The sequence below is a fragment of the Actinomadura sp. genome (assembly GCF_044508335.1).
Classification (GTDB): domain Bacteria; phylum Actinomycetota; class Actinomycetes; order Streptosporangiales; family Streptosporangiaceae; genus Spirillospora.
This window is the reverse complement of record NZ_JBIQHY010000136.1, coordinates 1-18,108: the sequence shown is the minus strand read 5'-3', so window position 1 is coordinate 18,108 and position 18,108 is coordinate 1. Positions and strand designations below refer to the sequence as shown.

The 18,108-nt window shown below is 73.4% G+C and carries 13 protein-coding genes; 7 read left to right on the top strand and 6 right to left on the bottom strand.

Annotated features, from left to right (window positions below; genetic code table 11):
- Positions 1-325: 325 nt before the first annotated feature.
- Together ACIWVC_RS30230 and ACIWVC_RS30225 are read right to left on the bottom strand one after the other, a co-directional pair.
- Entirely contained in the window at positions 326-883 is a 558-nt protein-coding gene (locus ACIWVC_RS30230; RefSeq protein ID WP_396454870.1) for a G5 domain-containing protein, read from the bottom strand.
- Positions 884-952: 69 nt separating this feature from the next.
- Positions 953-1,837, bottom strand: a complete 885-nt coding sequence (locus ACIWVC_RS30225) for an SDR family oxidoreductase (protein ID WP_396449153.1) — start codon at positions 1,835-1,837, stop codon at positions 953-955.
- Positions 1,838-1,944: 107 nt separating this feature from the next.
- On the opposite strand from ACIWVC_RS30225, the gene ACIWVC_RS30220 reads away from it, so the two are divergent.
- Positions 1,945-2,766, top strand: coding sequence for an SAM-dependent methyltransferase (locus tag ACIWVC_RS30220; RefSeq protein ID WP_396449154.1), 822 nt, complete (start codon positions 1,945-1,947; stop codon positions 2,764-2,766).
- A gap of 46 nt (positions 2,767-2,812) precedes the next feature.
- Here the strand turns inward: ACIWVC_RS30220 and ACIWVC_RS30215 are convergent, their stop codons facing one another.
- Positions 2,813-3,958 (bottom strand): S1 family peptidase, encoded by a 1,146-nt coding sequence (locus ACIWVC_RS30215; RefSeq protein WP_396449155.1) that lies wholly within the window; start codon positions 3,956-3,958, stop codon positions 2,813-2,815.
- A gap of 223 nt (positions 3,959-4,181) precedes the next feature.
- Here ACIWVC_RS30215 and ACIWVC_RS30210 point away from each other — a divergent pair, with 223 nt between their 5' ends.
- The 3 genes from ACIWVC_RS30210 to ACIWVC_RS30200 all read left to right on the top strand — a co-directional run bounded on the left by ACIWVC_RS30210 (position 4,182) and on the right by ACIWVC_RS30200 (position 10,818).
- A complete protein-coding gene (locus ACIWVC_RS30210; protein ID WP_396454869.1) occupies positions 4,182-6,347 on the top strand; it encodes a discoidin domain-containing protein in 2,166 nt (721 codons plus the stop codon).
- 88 nt (positions 6,348-6,435) lie between these two features.
- Positions 6,436-7,752 (top strand): beta-1,3-glucanase family protein, encoded by a 1,317-nt coding sequence (locus tag ACIWVC_RS30205; RefSeq protein ID WP_396449157.1) that lies wholly within the window; start codon positions 6,436-6,438, stop codon positions 7,750-7,752.
- 12 nt (positions 7,753-7,764) lie between these two features.
- Complete coding sequence (locus ACIWVC_RS30200) at positions 7,765-10,818, top strand: discoidin domain-containing protein (RefSeq protein ID WP_396449158.1); 3,054 nt, start codon at positions 7,765-7,767, stop codon at positions 10,816-10,818.
- Positions 10,819-10,928: 110 nt separating this feature from the next.
- Here ACIWVC_RS30200 and ACIWVC_RS30195 read toward each other — a convergent pair whose 3' ends face one another.
- Both ACIWVC_RS30195 and ACIWVC_RS30190 read right to left on the bottom strand, forming a co-directional pair.
- The gene (locus ACIWVC_RS30195; protein ID WP_396449159.1) at positions 10,929-11,417 is read right to left on the bottom strand and encodes a hypothetical protein; all 489 of its coding nucleotides are present in this window, start codon (positions 11,415-11,417) and stop codon (positions 10,929-10,931) included.
- 150 nt (positions 11,418-11,567) lie between these two features.
- Positions 11,568-12,170, bottom strand: a complete 603-nt coding sequence (locus tag ACIWVC_RS30190) for a dihydrofolate reductase family protein (protein ID WP_396454868.1) — start codon at positions 12,168-12,170, stop codon at positions 11,568-11,570.
- Positions 12,171-12,369: 199 nt separating this feature from the next.
- On the opposite strand from ACIWVC_RS30190, the gene ACIWVC_RS30185 reads away from it, so the two are divergent.
- The 3 genes from ACIWVC_RS30185 (at position 12,370) to ACIWVC_RS30175 (ending at position 17,384) form a co-directional block, all read left to right on the top strand.
- On the top strand, positions 12,370-13,926 hold the full coding sequence (locus ACIWVC_RS30185) for a serine/threonine-protein kinase (RefSeq protein ID WP_396449161.1): 1,557 nt from the start codon (positions 12,370-12,372) through the stop codon (positions 13,924-13,926).
- 126 nt (positions 13,927-14,052) lie between these two features.
- The gene (locus ACIWVC_RS30180) at positions 14,053-15,699 is read left to right on the top strand and encodes a sulfatase (protein WP_396449162.1); all 1,647 of its coding nucleotides are present in this window, start codon (positions 14,053-14,055) and stop codon (positions 15,697-15,699) included.
- Entirely contained in the window at positions 15,699-17,384 is a 1,686-nt protein-coding gene (locus ACIWVC_RS30175) for a phospholipid carrier-dependent glycosyltransferase (RefSeq protein WP_396449163.1), read from the top strand. The genes ACIWVC_RS30180 and ACIWVC_RS30175 overlap by 1 nt, the downstream gene beginning before the upstream one ends.
- 21 nt (positions 17,385-17,405) lie before the next feature.
- Here ACIWVC_RS30175 and ACIWVC_RS30170 read toward each other — a convergent pair.
- On the bottom strand, positions 17,406-18,108 hold a 703-nt coding region (locus tag ACIWVC_RS30170; RefSeq protein ID WP_396454867.1), incomplete at its 5' end, for a hypothetical protein.

Sequence of the window (18,108 nt, the reverse complement as noted above, 5' to 3'; positions counted from 1 at the left end):
TCAATCCCAGTATCGCCCACTTCGCAACTGGGAGTGGTGCGCTCGGAGCTTTGAGCTCCTTCGCCGCCACTCCCTTGTTGTATTCATCCAAATGGCGACCCCTCGGTGTGGGGGCTCCGGCCCGCTCCCCCTCCCGGCTCGCGCTTCATGGGCCTCGCTCAACCCCGCGCCCGGGCCAGCACAGTGGGGACGTCAGCGCCTCGTGCCGGAGCCCGGCACCCGCTCTCTCGCCGGAGGCGGCACCCGCTCGGGCGGCCGTCCCCGAACTCGCCCGCAGCGCGGCATCGCCGCGTACGAGTGCCTGCAAGGCACCCCGCCAGATCGGTCAGGTGTCGCAGCCTACGCCGTCGCCGTCTCGGTCCAGGTCGTAGATGTCATTGCCCACCACGCGGACCGGGCCCCGGACGTAGCGGGGGCCGTTGCCGCTGCCGCCCGCGCAGTCGACGTCGCTCGCTATCGGAACGCAGGCGCCGCTGTAGTTCGGGTCGCAGTTGCTCGCGCGCTTGGTGCCGACCGCGATGACGCGCGTCACCGGGGCCCTGGTGGTCTTTTCGCTGATCAATTTCCGGGAGGTCTCCGCGCCATTGGTGTAAGTGACCTCGTAGGTCAGCTTCTTGACGCCCGCGACGCCGCGCCGGCGGATCTCGGTCTTGCCGGCGGCCAGCGCCGGGTCCTTTACCTTCCGGGTTTTGTAAGGGATCTTGCGCGTCGCCGTGACCGTGCGCGTCTCGACCGTCGGCGACCCCGTCGGGGACGCCGACGGGGTCGGACTCGCGCTGGTGGGCGTGCTGGACGCCGCGGATTCGGTGGGCTGAGCCTCCGGGTCGCAGGCGGCCAGCAGGAGAAGGCCGCATGCCGATAATGCCACGAAAGTGCGCCTCATATTTCCCCCTTTGCTGGAGGAAATCGTGCCTTTCACTAGTTAGCGGGTCAATGTAGCGGCCGTATTCGGTCAGGGCGCCTGTGCGCCGGTCAGCAGGGAGCGGTGCTGCTCCATCAGGTCGGTGATCGGGCGCGGCGGGCGGCCGGTCAGGCGCTGGACCGTGTCGGTGAGGGGCTCGCCCCAGCCGGCGCGGAGCGCGACGCCGAAGGAGACGATCATGCCGCGGACGTCGTCGGGGACGCCCGCCTCGCGCAGGCCCGCCTCGAAGGACGCGTCGTCCACGCTCTGGTAGGCGACCGGGCGGCCGGATACCTCGGCCGCGAGGGCGGTGAGGTCGGCGAAGCTGAGCAGTTCGGGCCCGGTGACGTCGTAGGTCCGGCCCTCGTGGCCGGACGACGTCAGCACCGCGGCGGCCACGGCGGCGCAGTCGTCGCGGTGGACGAAGGCGCCGCGGGCGTGGTCGGTGTTGTCGACCAGGACGCCGCGGGCGATCGCGGGCGGGAGGATCTGGGTGACCGGCGTCTCCGCGTACAGGCCGTTGCGCAGGTAGGTGACGTCCAGGCCGGAGGCGTCCAGCAGCTCGTGGGTGCGCAGGTGGTCCGGGACGACCGTGGACGGGCAGGCGGGGTCGACCATGATGTAGGAGGTGTAGACGATGTGCCGCACGCCCGCCCGCTTCGCCGCGTCGATGGCGTTCCGGTGCTGGGTGACGCGGTGGCCGAGCTCGTGCAGGCTGACCATGAAGAGCCGGTCGCCGCCCGCGAACGCGGCGGGCAGCGACTCCGGGCGGTCGTAGTCGCCGTACCGGACGGCCACGCCCCGGTCCGCGAACTCGGCGAGCGCGTCCGGATTCCTGCTGACCAGGATGACGTCATCGGGCGGCACCTTTTCCAGCGCGTATTTCGCGGTCGCGCGGGCGAGCTGTCCCGACGCACTGGCTATGACGATCCTCATCACGTTCCTCGATCAGTCGATTACGGAAGGCGAATTGCCGCGAGGGCGCTGGATCAAACTAAACTACGGAGCCTCGCCTGCGCCAGGGAGCTTGGAGGTCCAGCGACGTGTCACCGCCCGAGGCTTCGCGTCCGCTCATCGACGCCGCCCATCCGTCGTCCGCGCGGGTCTATGATTATCTGCTGGGCGGAAAGGACAACTTCGCCGCCGACCGGATCGCGGCCGCGAAGATCGAGGAGACTTTTCCGGCGATCCGCGTGGGGGCCCGGGAGAACCGGCGGTTCCTGCTGCGCGGTGTCCGGTATCTCGCCGCCGAGGTCGGAATTCGGCAATTCCTCGACATCGGCACCGGCATTCCCACGTCGCCGAACTTGCACGAGGTCGTGCAGGGCATCACGCCGGCCGCGCGCATCGCCTACGTCGACAACGACCCCGTCGTGCTGGCGCACGCGCGCGCCCTGATGGTGTCCGATCCGCGGGGCAAGGTCGGCTACCTCGACGCCGACGTCCGGCGGCCGGCGGCCATCGTCGGCAGCCGCCTCATCCGGGAGGTGCTGGACTTCGGCGAGCCGATCGCCCTGGTGCTGAGCGCCATCCTGCACTTCATCCCGGACGAGGAGGGGCCGGCGGAGATCGTCCGCACCTTCGTCGACGCCCTGCCGGCGGGCAGCTACGTGCTCGCCACCCATGTGACGCCGGAGCACGAGCCGCGGCTGCGGCCCGCGTCGGCCGGATACCGGGAGGACGGCGTCCGCACGCAGCCCCGCACCGCCGCCGAGTTCGAGCGGCTCGTCTTCACGCGGCAGGGCCTGCGGCTCGTCGAGCCCGGCGTGGTCCTGGTGTCGGAGTGGCGCCGCGACCCCGGCGACCCGCCCGCACCCAGCCCCGCGGAGGTCTCCGCCTACGGCGGCCTCGCCGTGAAGGGCTGACGCGAGAAGCCCGGGCCGCCGGGCCCGGGCTTCCGCGCGCCGGACGTCAGGTCACCTGCGCGTCGAAGGCCCGCAGGGCCTCCGTCACCGGCTGGAAGAAGGTGACGCCGCCGGTCCGGCAGTCGCCCGAGCCTCCGGAGGTGAGGCCGAGGGCGGTCGTGCCGGCGAAGAGCGGGCCGCCGCTGTCGCCCGGCTCGGCGCAGACGTTGGTCTGGATCATGCCGGTGACGGTGCCCTCGGCGAAGTTCACCGTGGCGTTGGTGGCGAGGACGCGCCCGGTGTGGACGCCGGTGGTGCTGCCGCTGCGGGCGACGCGCTGCCCGACGACGGCTTCGGCCGCCTGCGTGATGTCGCGCGCCTGCCCGTTGTAGAGGTTGACCGCGCCCGCGCCCGCGGCGCCGCGCTGCACTTGGACGAGCGCGAAGTCGTTGCCCGGGAAGCTGCTCTGCACGGTGGTGCCGAGCGGCCGGGCGCCCTGCGCGTCGGCGGTCCAGTTCCGCACGGCGTTGCCGCAGTGCCCGGCGGTGAGGAAGAAGTCCTGCCGGCCGCGCCGGACGTTGAAGCCCAGCGAGCAGCGGGCGCCCTGCCCGAAGATGGCATCGCCGCCGAGGGCGAGGGTGTGCAGCCGGCCGGGGAAGCGGACCATCCGGACCGCCGTGCCCATCTGCCGGGCGGTGCGCTGGACGGCGGCCATCCGGGCGCCGGTGACCGAGGAGTCCGTCCACACGGTGACCTTGGACGTGGCGGGGTCGACGGCCCAGCCGGTGCCGGGGATGTCGGCGAAGGAGCTGCGCAGCGTGGCGGTGACCCGGCGCAGCTCGGCCGGGCTCCGCCGCGTCATCTTGGGGACGGCGCCCGCGGCGCGGACCGTGGCGGCGTCGGCTTCGTTGGTGACGGTGACGACGGGCCGTCCCGCCGAGTCGATGTAGGCGCCGGTCGTGCGGTCGCCGAGGCGGTGGGCGAGCCGGGCGGCGGTGGCGGCGGCCTGCCCGGTGACGGCCTCCCCCGGCGCGGTCTGCCCGGCGGGCGCCTGCCGCCCGGCCTGGGCGTCGCCGGCGAGGCTCGCCTGCTTGCCGCCGGCCCCCGACTCGGCATGGACCACGTACAGCGCGCCGGCCAGGAGCCCGGCGGACCCGGCGACGGCCGCGGTCGTCGTGACCGCGGTGCGCAGCCGGCTGTTCCTCACGCTCATGAACCCTCCCGGGGGCGTCGATCTTCGCGTGGGGATACGCGCCCCGCCGGGACGGAGTTCAATCCCCGCGGGCGGCTCCGGCGGGGGTTCTCCGCCGCGCCGGGCCCCCGGGCGGCGCACGGCGCCCTTGACGGCCTAGATAATCCACGCTTTAAATCATGCTGTGAAATAACGCGTGATCTGAGGGGCCCCCGCACACCACCCCACCCCGAAGGAGATGCGCATGCATCCCGTCCCACCCCACGCCCCGGCCAGAAGAGCCTGGCCGGCGGGCGTCTTCGCGCTGCTGCTCGCCATCGCGCTCGCCGTCCCCGCCGGACGCGCCGCCGCGGCGGCGTGCGGCTCGGCGGACGCGGCGCTGAACCGGCCCGCGACCGCCTCCTCCACCGAGAACGGCTCCTTCCCCGCCTCCGCCGCCGTCGACGGCGACCCCGCCACCCGCTGGTCCAGCGCCTTCAGCGACCCCCAATGGCTCCAAATCGACCTCGGCTCCGACCAGGACATCTGCCAAGTCGTCCTCAACTGGGAAACCGCCTACGCCACCGCCTTCCAAATCCAGGTCTCCGACAACGCCGCCAACTGGACCACCATCTACTCCACCACCAACGCCACCGGCGGAAACCAGACCCTCAACATCACCGGCAACGGCCGCTACATCCGCATGTACGGCACCGCCCGCGCCACCCAATGGGGCTACTCGCTGTGGACGTTCGGGGTGCACACGACAGGGTCGACCACGCCGCCCGGGGGCGGCGACCTCGGGCCGAACGTGATCGTGTTCGACCCGTCGATGAGCGCGTCCGACGTCCAGGCCCGGCTCGACGCGGTCTTCCGCGAGCAGGAGAGCAACCAGTTCGGGACGTCCCGGTACGCGCTGCTGTTCAAGCCCGGCAGCTACAACGTCAACGCGAACATCGGGTTCTACACCTCGATCGCCGGTCTCGGCCGCGACCCCGATGACGTCACCCTCAACGGCGTCACGGTGGACGCCGGATGGTTCGGCGGCAACGCCACGCAGAACTTCTGGCGGTCCGCGGAGAACCTGGCGGTCAGCCCGCCCGGCGGGACGAACCAGTGGGCGGTCTCCCAGGCCGCGCCGTTCCGCCGCATCCACGTCCGCGGCAACCTGAACCTCGCGCCCACCGGGTACGGCTGGGCGAGCGGCGGCTACATCGCCGACTCCAAGGTCGACGGCCAGGTGCAGCCATACTCGCAGCAGCAGTGGCTGACGCGGGACAGCCACATCGGCGGCAACCTCAACGGCGTGTGGAACATGGTGTTCTCCGGCGTCGAGGGCGCGCCCGCGCAGAGCTTCCCGAACCCGCCGTACACGACGCTCGACACCAGCCCGGTGACCCGGGAGAAGCCGTACCTGTACGTCGACTCGGGCGGCGCGTACCGGGTGTTCGTCCCGGCGCTGCGGCGGAACTCGCGCGGGACGACCTGGTCGGGCGGCTCGACGCCCGGGTCGTCGATCCCGCTGTCGCAGTTCTACGTGGCCAAGCCGGGCGACTCGGCCGCCACCATCAACGCCGCGCTGGGCCAGGGGCTCAACCTGCTGTTCACGCCCGGCGTCTACCACCTGGGCCAGACGATCAACGTGACGCGGCCGGACACCGTCGTGCTGGGCATCGGGTACCCGACGCTCATCCCCGACAACGGCGTCACCGCGATGGCGGTCGCCGACGTGAGCGGCGTCAAGCTGGCCGGGATCCTCTTCGACGCCGGGCCGGTGAACTCGCCCGTGCTGCTGCGGCTCGGGCCGGACGGCGCGGGCGCCGACCACGCGGGCGACCCGTCATCGGTGCAGGACGTCTTCTTCCGGATCGGCGGAGCCGGCGCGGGCAAGGCGTCCAAGAGCCTGGTCGTCAACAGCGACGACGTCCTGCTCGACCACATCTGGGCGTGGCGCGCCGACCACGGCTCCGGGGTCGGCTGGACGGTCAACACCGCCGACAACGGGGTGATCGTCAACGGCGACGACGTCACCGCGTACGGGCTGTTCGTCGAGCACTACCAGAAGTACCAGGTGGTGTGGAACGGCGACCGCGGCAAGACGATCTTCTTCCAGAACGAGATGCCGTACGACCCGCCGAACCAGTCGGCCTGGCGGAGCGACTCGCCGGACGGCTACGCCGCCTACAAGGTCGCCGACTCGGTCACCGCCCACGAGGGCTGGGGCCTCGGCAGCTACTGCTACTTCAACGTCGACCCGTCGATCGTGGCCGCGCGCGGCTTCGAGGTGCCGAACCGCTCCGGCGTCCGGTTCCACGACGTGCTGACGGTGTCGCTGGGCGGCAACGGCACGATCCGCCACGTCATCAACGACACCGGCCCGGAGGCGTCCGGCACGGACACCGTCCCGGCCAACGTGGTCAGCTTCCCCTGATCCGCGGCTGACCCGCCCTGCGGGCCCGCGGTCGGCGGGCCCGCGGGGCACCGTCTCCCGCCCCACCCCCTCGAACATGGAGATGTCCATGAAGCTCCCCTCGGCGATGGCCGCCCTGCTGCTCCTGCTCCCCGCGTCCCTGGCGCTGACGGCCCCGGCCGGCGCGGCGGAATGCGGTTCAGGGGACGCGGCGCTGAACCGGCCCGCGACCGCCTCCTCCACCGAGAACGGCTCCTTCCCCGCCTCCGCCGCCGTCGACGGCGACCCCGCCACCCGCTGGTCCAGCGCCTTCAGCGACCCCCAATGGCTCCAAATCGACCTCGGCTCCGACCAGGACATCTGCCAAGTCGTCCTCAACTGGGAAACCGCCTACGCCACCGCCTTCCAAATCCAGGTCTCCGACAACGCCGCCAACTGGACCACCATCTACTCCACCACCAACGCCACCGGCGGAAACCAGACCCTCAACATCACCGGCAACGGCCGCTACATCCGCATGTACGGCACCGCCCGCGCCACCCAATGGGGCTACTCGCTGTGGACGTTCGGGGTGCACACGACAGGGTCGACCACGCCGCCGACCGATGACGACTTCTGGGGCGACACGTCCGGCATCCCGCCGGCGCAGAACGTCCTCACGGTGAAGGTCCTCAACCGGACGAACGGGAAGTACCCCGACAGCCAGGTGTACTGGAGCTTCAACGGGCAGACCCACTCCATCGCCGAGCAGCCCTACCTGGACATGCCGGTCAACTCCGCGGGCCGCATGTACTTCTACCTCGGCTCGCCGAACAGCCGCTACCAGGACTTCATCGAGTTCACGGTCGGCGCCGACGCGTTCAACGGCAACACCACCAGGGTCGACGGGTTCGGCCTGAAGCTCGCCCTGCGGCTGCACGCCCACGACGGCTACGACGTGTCCGTCGGCGAGGACCGGGCCACGTTCGCCGAGGACCGCTCGGCCACCTTCCAGCGGTTCGCCGACGAGGTCCCGGCCGAGTTCGACTCCCTCGCCACCGTCGAGGCCCCGTACCGGATCCCGGCGCCCGGCAACGCGCCGGCGTTCCAGCCGGGCGGCGCGCACGCCGACTACTTCACCGGCTACGCCGCGTCCGTCGGCGTCCCGGCCACCACGCAGGAGGTCACCGGCTGCTCGGGGCCGCTCCGGGAGGACCCCGCCAGGTGCTCGGCGATCAACCGGCACGTGGCGCAGCTGCCGCAGTCGCAGTGGTCCGACCCGTCGCTGTTCTACCGGGCCGCGCCGGCGAACTACTACGCCAAGTTCTGGCACGACCACGGGATCGGGCACCGCGCCTACGGCTTCCCCTACGACGACTACGCCGACCAGTCCTCGTTCGTGTCCCACGGCGACCCGCAGTGGCTGCTCGTCGCCGTCGGCTGGTAGCCGGAGGTTCCGATGACCGCAGTGCAGCGGCTCACCAGCACCGTCGCGTTGTTAGCGGTGCTCGCCGCGCTCCTGGCCGTCCCCGCGCGGACGGCCCGCGCGGCGACGCTGCTCTCCCTGGGCCGTCCCGCGACGGCGTCGTCCACCGAGAGCGCCGCCTTCCCCGCGGCCGCGGCGGTGGACGGCGACACCGGCACCCGCTGGTCCAGCGCGTTCAGCGACCCGCAGTGGGTGCGGATCGACCTGGGCGAGAGCAAGAGCATCAGCCAGGTCGTGCTGAACTGGGAGACGGCCTACGCGACCGCCTTCCAGATCCAGGTCTCCGGCAACGGCTCGGACTGGACGACCGTCTACTCCACCACGGCCGGCACGGGCGGAACCCAGACGCTGGACGTCACCGGTAGCGGCCGCTACATCCGCATGTACGGGACGGCCCGCGCCACCGGCTACGGGTACTCCCTGTGGGAGTTCTCGGTGTACGGCGGCGACGGGACCGAGCCGCCGCCGCCCGGGGACACGCCCATCTCGGCGTTCAAGAAGGTGTCGGCCTCCTCCTGGGAGGGCGGCAACGCCCCGGCGGCGGCGCTGGACGGCCGCACCACCACCCGCTGGTCGAGCGAGTTCAGCGACGACCAATGGCTCCGGGTCGACCTCGGCGGCACCGCCGCGGTCACCGGCGTGACGCTCGTGTGGGAGGCGGCCTACGCGACCGGCTACCGCATCGAAATGTCCGACGACGGGACGTCCTGGACGACGATCTACTCCACGACCACCGGCAAGGGAGGCACGGAGAAACTCGGCATCACGGGCAGGGGACGCTACATCCGGTTCACCGGGACGAAGCGGGCGACCGGCTACGGGTACTCGATGTGGGAGTTCCAGGTCTTCGGCAGCGTCGACTCCTCGTCCAGCACTCCCCCGCTGCTGTCGCCGCCGACGAAGGCGCCGGGGACGACCGGCCAGTTCGCGCTGTCGGCGCCCGCCGACCACGCGATGGTGACGGACACGCGGCGTCCCGTGCTGTCCTGGGCGGGCGTCCCCGGCACCGCGCACTACGAGGTCTGGATCAACGTCAGCCGCACCGACTACGACTTCACCGCGCCGGGCCGGCTGCTCGACCTCTACACGAAGGTCGCCGAAACGTCCGGGACGAGCTACACGCCGTCCTGGGACATCGGCGACCGGTGGACCTACCGGTGGTTCGTCGTCGCGGTGAGCGGCTCCGGCGCGCGGACCACGTCGGACATCCGCACGTTCAGCGTCTACCTCCCCGAGATCGAGACCGTGGACGACGGCGTCAACGTGGTCGGCGGCGCCCGCGACCTCAACAAGAACGGCTCGATCGAGCCGTACGAGGACTGGCGGCGGCCCGTCGAGGACCGCGTGGCCGACCTCCTCGGCCGGATGACCACCGAGGAGAAGGCGTACCAGATGTTCTACAACGCGCAGGCGTACGCCAGGTCGGGCTGGCACTTCGGCCCGGCGCAGCCGGACGACCTGCACAACGTGCTGCGCAGCGCGGCGGGCACCCGGCTCGGGATCCCGCCGGTGTCGGCGGGCGACACGATCGCCGGATACGAGACGACCTACCCGCTGCAGAGCGCCCTGGCCGCGGCGAGGGACTATCCGCTCGACTACAAGCTGGGCGACATGCAGCGCCGCGAAGAGCTGGAGGTCGGGGCGCGCGGCGTCCTCGGGCCGCTCGCGGAGGTCGGCACCAAGGTGCTGTACCCGCGCATCCAGGAGGGCAACGGCGAGAACGCGCAGGTCGCCGCCGCTCAGGTGCGGGCGCTCGTCGCGGGGCTGCAGGGCGGGCCGGAGCTGAACCCCGGCTCGGTCCTCGCGACCGTCAAGCACTGGCCGGGTGAGGGCGCCGGCGGCGAGGCCGGCATCACCTTCGACGCCGTGACGATCAAGTACCACATGATCCCGTGGCGGGCGGCGCTCGACGCGGGCGCCGTGAACATCATGCCGGGCTACGCGGGCAGCTCGTACCTCGACCCGGGCGGGCCGGGCGCGGGCAACAGCGCGCCGATCCTGCGGTACCTGCGCGACGAGCTCGGGTACACCGGGCTGATCACGACCGACTGGCTGCCGTCGAGCGCGTGGGTGAGCGCGGCCAATGCCGGGTCGGACGTGATGGGCGGCGCCGATCCCGGCGCGGCCGGGTTCTCGATGGCCGACTTCATCGCCCAGGTGCCGATCGCGCGGATCGACGACGCGGTCACCCGCGTCCTGCGACTGAAGTTCAAGCTCGGGATCTTCGACCGGCCGTACGGCGACCCGGTGAATGGGCCGTACCGCTTCCACCAGCCGTCGTACGCGGCACTGGCGAACCAGGCGGCGCGCGAGTCGATCACCGTGCTGAAGAACGACGGCGTCCTGCCGGTCAAGCTGAAGGAGGGCGACGACATCGTGGTGGCGGGGCCGCGCGCCGCCGACGGCGCCGCGTGCTGCATCTGGACGAGCTATTTCCACGCGAACTACGGCTCGCTCACGCTGCTGGACGCGATCAAGGCGCGGGCCGCGAAGGCGGGCGTGACCGTCCACCAGGACAGCGCGCCCTCCCCCGACCTCGCCGTCGTCGCGGTCGGCGAACCGTCCTACACCCACCGGACGGCCTGGGTGAACGAGCAGCCCTACCTGCCGCCCGACCAGCTCGCGCTCATCAGGCAGTTCCATGACCAGGGCGTGCCCGTGGTCGTGGTGATGGACCTGCCGCGCCCGACCGTCATCACCGATTGGAACGGCCTCGCCGACGCCATCGTGATGACCTACCGGGGCGGCGAGGAGGTCGGCCCGGCGACGGCGAGCCTGCTGTTCGGCGACTACGCGCCGCGCGGGCGGCTGCCCTGGCAGCTTCCGCGCGGCGTCGAACAGATCCTCGAGCCGGGCGGCACCGACCGGCCCGAGGACGCCGTCGAGGACTGGAACATCCCCTACGACCTCGGCGCGACCGCCGCCGAACGCGCCGAGATCCGCGCCCGCATCGACGCGGGGCAGCCGCCGCCCACCGGCTACGGCGACCCGCTCTACCCGTACGGCGCCGGCCTGCAGGGCTGGTGAGCGGAAAGGCCCGCGCCGGCGCGTCCCGGCGCGGGCCGCCCGCGGCTCCGGCCGGCCGCCCGGCCGACTGCCCGGCCGAATGCGCGGGGCGGGCGCGCCGCCCGTCCCGCCTACGCGGGCGCCGCTGAGTCCGCCCGGCTCCGCGCGGTGCTCCGCGCGGCTTCGAGCAGCCGGGTCACCTCGTCCTCCGGGACGGGCGAGTCGTCGAGGTAGTAGTCGCCGATCGCGTCGAAATAGTGCGGGGTGAGGGGGCGCTCCACCTCGTCGGCGGCGTCGCGGAGCGCGTCGACGACCGCGGGCGCCCCGACCGGCACCGCCAGCACGACGCGCCGCGGCCCGCGTGCGCGCGCGGCCTCGCACGCCGCGCGGGCCGTCCGCCCGGTCGCCACGCCCTCGACGACGACGATGGCGGTGCGGCCGCCGAGCGGACCGGCAGGCGACCGGCCGGCTAGTTCCAGCGGCGCCTCCAGCGCCCGCGCCACCTCGTAGGCGATGGGGACGGCATCCGGCCGCGCCGCGATCACGACGACGTCCTGGACGCGGTACCGCCGCAGCCGCCGGCCGAGCCATCGTCCCGCCTCGCTCCTGTCGGAGTACATGCCGTCCTTCCTGGATGGGTCGCTCCTGCACTTCCCACCCAACGCCCCCGCCCGCCGCTCCGCTCCGGGCGACCGTCCCCGACCTGCGGGGACCTTGGTCCTGCCGCGGTGCCCGCCGCGGTCCCTGCCGGCGGTTCTCGGCGGCGGCCCCTACCGGCCGACCCGGTAGGTCACGTGCGTGACCAGGTCGGTGTGCGAGACCGCGACCGGTTCGAGCCCGGGGTCGCCGACGTCCGCGAACAGCCGCTCCCCCGCCCCGAGCACGACCGGCGCGATGTGCAGCCGGAGCTCGTCGATCAGCCCGGCCGCGAGGTACTGGTTCACGGTCTGCGCGCCGCCGGCGACCGCGACGTCCCGGTCGCCCGCCGCCTCCCGCGCCTTCGCCATCGCCGACTCGATGCCGTCCGTGACGAAGTTGAACGTGGTTCCGCCCTTCATCGGCACCGGTTCGCGCCCGTGATGGGTCAGGACGAAGACGGGCGCGTGGTAGGGCGGCTCCTCGCCCCACCAGCCCCTCCAGTCCGAGCCGCCCCAGCCGCCGCGGACCGGGCCGAACATGTTGCGGCCCATGATGAACGCGCCGGCGTCCGTGATCTTCTCGATGACCTCGGCGTTTGCGTCGGGCTGCTCGAACATCCACCGGTGCAGGCGCTCGGCCCCTTCGCCGAGCGGCTCCTCCAGCCGCTGGTTCGGCCCGGCGACGAACCCGTCCACGGAGATCCCGATGTCGCAGGTGACCTTGCCCATGTTCATACCTCTCTCCCCGGCGCCCCCTCGGCGCCGCTCACCAACAGGTCGGAGCCGCTCCCAGTTCCTCGACATCCCGGCGGGGGATTTCCCGGCGGAAAAGGTCCGATGCCACAGACTCCGGTCCGCTTAAGGACGGCGGCGGCTCTTGGACGCGCCGTCGGACGGGCTCACACTGGCCGTGAGACGGCGGGGGGTGGTTCCGGTGGACCCCACGGAACAGGCCGGCCGGCCGGCCCGGATCGGCCGGTACGAGCTGGTGAGCGAGCTCGGAAGCGGCGGGCAGGGCACCACCTACCTCGGGCGCGCCCCGGACGGCACGCAGGTCGCGGTGAAGGTGCTGCACCGGCAGTGGCTCAACGACCCCTACCAGCGGCGCAAGTTCGCCGCCGAGTTCGAGGCGGCCCGCAAGGTCGGCGACAGCCACACCGCCCAGGTGCTGGACGCCGACGTGTACGCCGACCCGCCCTACATCGTCAGCGAGTACATCGACGGCGGGACGCTGCACGCGTGGGTCCGCGACAAGGGGCCGCTGACGGCTGCCCAGCTCGAACGGCTCGCGGTTCAGCTGTCGTACGCGTTGCGGGCCATCCACCGGGAGGGGGTCGTGCACCGCGACCTCAAACCGGTGAACGTGCTGCTCGGCCGGGACGGCTGGCGGGTGATCGACTTCGGGGTGGCGCGGGCGATCGAGGAGTCGGGGCCGGAGGCGACGCGGTTCTTCCACTCGCCCGGCTACACCGCGCCGGAGCGGTACGCCGACGACCGCGGCGGCGGGCGCGCCGACATCTACAGCTGGGCCTGCACGATCGGGTACGCGGCGCTCGGCCGCTCGCCGGTCGTGCCGCCGCGGGCCACCGACGCGCAGCTGGCGGCCGCGATGGGGCCGCGGCTCGCCCGCATCGTCCGGGTGTGCCTGGCGGAGGCCCCGGAGGCGCGGCCGGACGCCGACGGGCTGGTCCGGATGGTGATGGACCTGCCGGCGCAGGAGCGGACGCCGGTCACCGTCCCGATGCCGCCCCGGCGGCCGCCCGCTCCGCCGCCCGGCCACCCGCCGCCCTCCGCCGCCCGGCCGCCCTCCGCCGGCCGGCGGCGTTCCCGCCGGGGGCTCCTCACGGGCTCGGCGGCCGTGCTGACCGCGGCCGCGGTCGTGGTGGCCGCCGCGGTGCTGCGGCCGGACCGGCCGGCCCGGACGTACGAGCCGCGGGGCCGCACGTCCACGCCGAGCACGCCGGCCGCCGCCCACCCGCCGGACCTGTCGGCATGGCCCCCGGAGAAGGTCTTCTCCCCGGACGAGGCCGTCGCCGCGGGCGCGGAGACGTTCACCAAGGCGGCGGACGGCGTGACGAACGGGGAGTGCGTCAACGCCGTCCACCGGTCGTCCGCCGCGAAGATCGGGGACGCCTGGTGCCTCAAGACGGTGCGGGCCCGCTACCTCGACGGGTTCTCCGTCCACCAGCTGACGCTCGGCATCATGGTCATGCACGACCCCGCGACCGCGGCCCGCTTCGCCGGCGGCCCGGCCGCGCCGCGGTTCGCGCCGCTCCCGTACAAGGGGGGCGGCTTCCCGCCGGCGGGCGACGCGGCGGACGCCGACGACTCCGGCGCCTCGGCCTTCCAGGTCGACGGCGCCTACATCGCGTTCGCCGTCGTCCGGTACGCCGACGGGCGCCCGTCCCCGGCCGGCGACCCGGAGCTGGTGGGGCTCGCGGACGCGGCGCTCCCGCATGTGGCGGGGCTGGTCCGGGAACACCGGCGGTGACGCTCCGCCGATCGGGACGCGGTTGAACCGGCGGGCGGCGGGCGGACGTGCTGTGGTTGTCGCGTTCGCGGCGGGGGGACCGAGCCCGGGGAGGACGAGCTGACTACCGATAGCCGCGCGGAGCGGGTGACAGACGAGGACGTGCAGGACGCCGGACCGGACGCGGGCGGCGGGCGGCGCAGGCGGATCGCGGCGCGGGCGCTGACCTGCGCGGCGTTCCTGTTCGTGCTGGCCGCGCTCATCACGCCGGACGAGTTCGCGCTGCTGACGCCGGGGGCGTTCGTGCGCATCCCGATCGAGGGTGTGCTCGGCGTCGGCCTGATCCTCGCGGTGCCGGCGAGGGCGCGGCGCTACACGGCGGGGGCGGCGGGCGCCGTCCTCGGGGTGCTGTTCGTGCTGAAGGTGATGGACATCGGGTTCGACGCGGTGCTCGTCCGGCCGTTCGACCTGGTGCTCGACTGGCCGCTGCTGCGGCCGGCCGTGGAGTTCGTGGAGGAGTCGGCCGGGGCGGCGGGGGCGATCGCCGCCGTCGTCCTCACCGCGGTGCTCGCGGTCGGGGTGATCGTGCTGATGTCGCTGTCGGCGCTGCGGCTCAGCCGCGCGGCCGTCCGGCACGACCGGGCGGCGGCGCGGGCGGCGGCGGTGCTCGGCGCGATCTGGCTCGTGTGCGCCCTGCTCGGCGCGCAGCTCGTCGACGGGGTGCCGGTCGCGTCCCGCAGCGCGGCGGCGCTCGCCTACGACCACGCGCTGGCGGTGCGGTCGAGCCTGAACGACCGGGCGGAGTTCGCGAAGGCCGCCGCGGTCGACAAGTTCCGCGACACGCCCGGCGACCGGCTGCTGACCGGGCTGCGCGGCAAGGACGTCGTACTCGCGTTCGTGGAGAGCTACGGCCGCTCCGCGGTGGAGAGCCCGCAGTTCGCGCCGCAGGTCGACGCCGTCCTCGACCAGGGGTCGCAGCGGCTGCGGGACGCCGGGTTCACCGCGCGCAGCGGATGGCTCACCTCGTCCACGGCGGGCGGCGGCAGCTGGCTCGCGCACGCGACGCTGCTGTCCGGGCTGTGGATCGACAACCAGCAGCGGTACCGGACGCTCGTGAACAGCGACCGGCTGACGCTGAACGGGGCGTTCCACAAGGCGGAGTCGCGGACGGTGGCGCTCATGCCGGCGATCACGCGGGCCTGGCCGGAGGGGGAGTTCTACGGCTACGACAAGGTGTACGACGACCGGAACCTCGGGTACCGCGGGCCCCGCTTCAGCTTCGCGACCATGCCGGACCAGTACACGCTGTCGACGCTGCAGCGCACCGAGCTGGCGAAGAAGGACCGCCCGCCGGTGATGGCGGAGACGGCTCTGGTGTCCAGCCACGCGCCGTGGGCGTCCATCCCGCGGCTGGTGCCGTGGGACCAGGTCGGGGACGGCTCCATCTTCAACGGGATGGGCAAGGGCTACGACGCGCCGTGGCCGCCCGGCGGGCAGATCCGCACCGAGTACCGCAAGTCGATCGAGTACACCCTGAACACTCTCGTGTCGTACATGGAGACGTACGGGAACGACAAGACGGTGCTCATCTTCCTGGGCGACCACCAGCCCGCGCCGCTGATCACCGGCCCCGGGGCGAGCCGGGACGTGCCCATCACGATCGTCGCGAAGGACAAGGCCGTCATCGACAAGATCTCCGGCTGGAACTGGCAGGACGGGCTGCGGCCCGGGAAGGACGCACCGGTGTGGCCGATGAGCGCGTTCCGCGACCGGTTCCTCACCGCGTTCGGCTGATGACCGCGGTCGGGGAGCCCGCGGCGCCTCCGGCCGAGGCGGCGGCCGGCCGGTTCCGGGCGCTGCGCCGGCACCGGCGGTGGCTGCTCGCGGCCGTGGTCGCGGCGCTGCTGGCGCAGCTGGCGTTCGCTATGGCGTCCACGGCCGCGGCCCAGTCCCCCACCATCGACGAGCCCGTGTACATCGGCGCGGGCGTCACCTACCTGCGCGAGCACGACCTGCGGTACAACCCGGAGCACCCGCCGCTCACCAAGATCCTCATCGGGGCGGGCGCGGTGCTCGGGGGCGCCCGCCTGGACGCGTCCTACACCGGGAACCAGCAGGACGTCGGGCGGCACCTGCTGTACGAGTCGGGCAACGACGCGCAGCGGGTGCTGCTCGCCGCGCGGGTGCCGGTCATGGTCCTGACCTTGCTGTTCGGGCTGGTCGTCTTCGGGTTCGCCCGCGACCTGACCGGGGCCGCGGGAGGTGTGGCGGCGCTCGCCCTCTACGCGTTCTCCCCGGACGTGATCGCGCACGGGTCGCTGGCGACGCTCGACGTGCCCGCGGCCGGTTTCCTCCTGACGTCGGTGTGGCCGGCGTGGCGGGCCCGGCGGCGGCCGCGGCGATGCGTCCCGCTCGCGGGGGCGGCGCTGGGCGCGGCGGTGGCGACCAAGATGAGCGTGCTGCCCGCCGTGCCGGTGCTGCTGGCGCTCGTGGCGGTTTCGGTGTGGTGGTCGAGGCGCTCCCGGGGTGCCGGACGGCCCGCCGCGGCGGGGCTGCTGTCGGCGGCGGCCGCCGGCGCGGTGGCCGTCGCGGCGGTGTGGGCGGCGTACCTGGCCGTCGATCCGCGGCTGCGGTGGACGGCCCCGGACGGCGTCCCGGCGATCGGCGGGCTCCGGGGCCTCGCCACGGGACTGCTGCCGTTCCCGGAGCCGTTCCGGGACGGGCTGCGCGTCCAGTTCGGCTTCGAGGACATGCGGTGGACGGGTTTCCTGTTCGGCGACACCTACCTGGGCTCCCGCTGGTACTACCTGCCGGCGGCGCTGCTGGTGAAGACGCCGCTGGGGATGCTCGCCCTGTGGGTCGCGGGCGTCGCCGCGATGGCGGCGCTGCCCCGGCTGCGCCCGGCCGCGCCGTACGTCCTGGCGCCCCCTGCGGTTCTGCTGGCGGTGGCCATGACCGGGCACCGCGACCTCGGCGTCCGGTACGCGATCTTCGTTCCCGTGTTCCTGGCGGTGGCGGCGGCCGGGGTCACGGTCGTGCGGTGGCGGGGCGTGCGGTGGCGGTGGGCGCCGGCGGCCGCCTGGGTGCTCGTGCTGTTCGTCGCGGTCAGCTCGCTGCGGGCCTACCCGTACTACCTGCCGTACTCCAACGAGGCGTTCGGCGGCCCGGCCGGGACGCACCTGTACCTGCACGACTCCAACGTCGACTGGGGCCAGGACCTCGGCCGGCTCGCCGACCGCCTCCGCGACCGCTACCCCGGCGAGGAGGTGTGGCTCGCCTACAAGGGCAGCGGCGTGCCGTCCTACTACGGCATCCGGGCGTCCGACCCGCTCGCCGTGCCGCCGGACCGGGTGCACGGCCTGCTGGTGGTGTCCGACAGCTGGATCGCCAAGGACGACCCGCGGCTGGCCCCGCTGATCGCCTCCAGCGAGCCGGTCGACGAGGTCGGCCACTCGATCACGATCTTCCGGCGGCGGTAGCTCCGCGCAGCGGACGGGCCGTCAGCGGCGGTGGGCGTGGGCGCGTGACCAGAGCCCCGGCCAGCCGCCGTGGGCGAGCCAGGACGCGGGGACGCGCAGGCCGTGCTCGGCGATCTCGTCCCAGAACACGGCGGTGTCGGCGCCGAGTTCGCGGGCGGCGGGCAGCGCCCGGGGCCAGGGGCCGTCCTCGTCGTGGAGCGTGGTGGCCGGGTAGCCGGGGACGGTGACGGTGCGCGGCGGCATCACCGCAGCGAGATCGGCGCCGGGTGCGCCGCACGCGGTGGCGACGGCGAGCGCGCAGAGCAGCGGCTCGGTCGACGGTTTCGCGAGGGCGCGCGCGATGACCGGGTCGTCGGTCAGGGCGAGCCGGCCGATCGCGCGGCGGATGCGGCGCGCCACCAGGTCGAGGGCGTACGCGTCGGCGATGGACGGGTCCTTGACGAGCCTGCGCAGCGTCTTCGGCAGCGGCGGCTCCCCGAGGAGCAGCGGGAGCCGGTCGAACCGCTCGCGCAGGGCGGGGTCGAGGGCGCCGAGCGCGGACGCGAGCGGGCGGTGCCCGGTCGCCTCCCACAGCCCGACCAGGTCGGCGGCGCCCTCGCCGAGCGCGCGGCGGACCGCCCCGGCCAGCTGCGCGGGGCCGAACAGCGCGACCAGGAAACCGGCGCGCTGCCCAGCCGGTGCGCGCCGCCGATGCCGACGACCCGCAGGGCCGCGAGGACGGCGT

Coding starts and splice junctions, on each gene's coding strand:
- ACIWVC_RS30230 (WP_396454870.1), bottom strand. CDS start 883: ATGAGGCGCACTTTCGTGGCATTATCGGCATGCGGCCTTCTCCTGCTG.
- ACIWVC_RS30225 (WP_396449153.1), bottom strand. CDS start 1,837: ATGAGGATCGTCATAGCCAGTGCGTCGGGACAGCTCGCCCGCGCGACC.
- ACIWVC_RS30215 (WP_396449155.1), bottom strand. CDS start 3,958: ATGAGCGTGAGGAACAGCCGGCTGCGCACCGCGGTCACGACGACCGCG.
- ACIWVC_RS30210 (WP_396454869.1), top strand. CDS start 4,182: ATGCATCCCGTCCCACCCCACGCCCCGGCCAGAAGAGCCTGGCCGGCG.
- ACIWVC_RS30205 (WP_396449157.1), top strand. CDS start 6,436: ATGAAGCTCCCCTCGGCGATGGCCGCCCTGCTGCTCCTGCTCCCCGCG.
- ACIWVC_RS30200 (WP_396449158.1), top strand. CDS start 7,765: ATGACCGCAGTGCAGCGGCTCACCAGCACCGTCGCGTTGTTAGCGGTG.
- ACIWVC_RS30195 (WP_396449159.1), bottom strand. CDS start 11,417: ATGTACTCCGACAGGAGCGAGGCGGGACGATGGCTCGGCCGGCGGCTG.
- ACIWVC_RS30190 (WP_396454868.1), bottom strand. CDS start 12,170: ATGAACATGGGCAAGGTCACCTGCGACATCGGGATCTCCGTGGACGGG.
- ACIWVC_RS30175 (WP_396449163.1), top strand. CDS start 15,699: ATGACCGCGGTCGGGGAGCCCGCGGCGCCTCCGGCCGAGGCGGCGGCC.